General features: G+C 63.5%; 2 protein-coding genes. Both read left to right on the top strand.

All coding sequences use genetic code 11. The features are described 5' to 3' along the window. Positions 1–790: alpha-E domain-containing protein (locus tag FEM54_RS32695; protein WP_138454298.1), on the top strand; the 790-nt coding region annotated here is incomplete at its 5' end. Further along, on the top strand, positions 787–1,301 hold a 515-nt coding region (locus tag FEM54_RS32690), incomplete at its 3' end, for a transglutaminase family protein (RefSeq protein WP_138454297.1). The genes FEM54_RS32695 and FEM54_RS32690, both read left to right, overlap by 4 nt.

Genomic DNA, 1,301 nt, shown 5'->3' with positions numbered 1-1,301 from the left:
CGGCACCCTCGATGATTACCACGCGCGTCACGGCGAGTTGCATGCCGAGCGCCTGCTGCACTTTTTCGCACTGGACGCGGCCAACCCGGCGAGCATCTACAGCTGCCTCGGCGCCGCGCGGGCCAGCGCCCATGCGGTGCGCGGGCGAATTACCGCTGACATGTGGGAAAACATCAACACCACCTGGCTGGATATTCGCGATATCGCCCGGCAAGGGCTTAGCCGTTATGGCATGAGCCGTTTTTGTGAATGGGTCAAGGAGCGCTCGCACCTGTTCCGGGGCGCCACCTACGGCACCATCATGCGTAACGATGCGTTTCGCTTTATTCGCCTGGGCACCTTTATCGAACGCGCCGACAACACCCTGCGGCTGCTTGACGCTCGCTACGAAATGGCCGGTGACCAAGCAGCCGTCGTCACCGACGGCACGGCCCACGCCTACTATCAGTGGAGCGCCCTGCTGCGCGCCTTGTCGTCGTTCGAGGCCTACACCGAGATCTACCGCGACGCGCCCGGCGCCCGGCAAGTGGCTGAATTACTGTTGCTACGCGCCGACGTCCCGCGCTCATTAAGGGCGTGCAGCGAAGAGATCGACCAGATCCTCGCCAGCCTGCCCGGCATCAACGGCCGTCCGGCCCAGCGCCTGGCCGCCGAGATGGACGCGCGCCTGCGCTTTACCGCCATTGACGAAATCATCGAGGAAGGCCTGCACGCCTGGCTGACCGACTTCATCCCCTTGGTGCGCCAGTTGGGCGACGCCATTTACAGTTCCTACCTGGAGGCCGCATGAGACTCTCCATCAGCCACGAAACCACCTACCACTACGAAGACCAGGTGCGCGCCAGCATTCAGTACCTGCGCCTTACGCCCCACGACAGCGAGCGCCAGCATGTGATCAGCTGGCAGCTGGATTTGCCGCGCCCGGTGCGCGCGCAAGTCGACCCGTTCGGCAATATCCTGCACGTGTTGACCCTGGATGAGCCCCACGATGCGATCATTATTGGCGCCCGAGGCCAGGTGGATATCGACGAGTTGCGTGAGGCGGAACACGAGAACCAGTCAGCGTTTCCGTTCCTGCGCAGCACGCGCCTGACAGAACCCGATGAAGCATTGCTGGGTTTTGCGCAACAGCACTGCCAGCAACGTCGCGATCGCAACGCGTTGATCGACCTGATGCACGCGCTCAACCAATCAATGGTCTACACGCCTGGCGCCACCGAAGTCGACACCTGCGCGGCCCAGGCCTTTGCCGGGCGTGCAGGCGTGTGTCAGGACCACACCCACGCGTTCCTGGCCTGCGC

The sequence above is a fragment of the Pseudomonas edaphica genome (genome assembly GCF_005863185.1).
Taxonomy (GTDB): Bacteria; Pseudomonadota; Gammaproteobacteria; order Pseudomonadales; family Pseudomonadaceae; genus Aquipseudomonas; species Aquipseudomonas edaphica.
The sequence above is the reverse complement of the archived record's forward strand: the minus strand, read 5'-3'. Positions and strand labels throughout refer to the sequence as shown.